Here is a 709-nt window from a genome sequence, read left to right on the forward strand (position 1 = left end):
CGGGCAATTGTGGCCACAGATCGGTGAGGCTGGTCGCAGCCGTGAGATCGTAAGGCGCCGCCGCAGGCAGCAGTTCCCACGTCGAGCCAGGTTGTTCCAGATGCGACTGGAGATGTTGTCCCACGAACCCACTGAGGCCCGTGATGAACAGACGCTTTTTCAAACACTGACCCCTTGGTCTTTAACCTTCGCCACTTTCCCATAGGCTTTGGGGAAAAGTCTGTCAGGCCGGATGAGAAAGACCGGCAGGACAATCGGCAAAGTCGTTGTTGTAGTTATTTGTTACCAATCTGTGCCAAATGATCGGCAATTTCAACAGCGCAAACCGTGACCGGTCAGTTCTCGTCAGCGTAGCCCTATTTATTCTTGTCGGGCGGTTCCCGGATTCGCAAAGGATGTGTTTAGAATGGCCCTCGTCGCCATCTCCCCAGGTTCGCCGGGGTTGTTGCGCAACAGGGTGAAACCAGCCACTAAAACAAGAACGAAGACGAGCTCAGGACGAAGGACGAGCAGCGGTGATCCCGACTCGATTCAGCGCCTGGACGTCATAGCGTGAAACTGCCGGGATGGTGGTGTCACCGTGGGATGCCATGAATTTCATTCTTTACTCGGACGTCAATGACCGCTCCATCAGCCAGAGTCTGGGGCGTCCGGAATACAGCTATTACTTCGTGCTCAAGGCCTACCGTCCTGTGCTGGGAAAAGCCTT

The 709-nt window shown here is 55.0% G+C and carries 1 protein-coding gene and 1 pseudogene; one reads left to right on the forward strand and one right to left on the reverse strand.

Going from position 1 to position 709, the window contains the following annotated elements:
- Positions 1–163: pseudogene (locus HT737_RS32225) on the reverse strand (NAD-dependent dehydratase); the annotation flags it as partial.
- 427 nt (positions 164–590) lie between these two features.
- Between HT737_RS32225 and HT737_RS32230 the strand changes: the two are divergent.
- Positions 591–709: hypothetical protein (locus HT737_RS32230; RefSeq protein ID WP_306287328.1), on the forward strand; the 119-nt coding region annotated here is incomplete at its 3' end.

The organism is Pseudomonas sp. MD195_PC81_125 (assembly GCF_014060985.1).
In the GTDB taxonomy this organism is placed as follows: domain Bacteria; phylum Pseudomonadota; class Gammaproteobacteria; order Pseudomonadales; family Pseudomonadaceae; genus Aquipseudomonas; species Aquipseudomonas parakoreensis.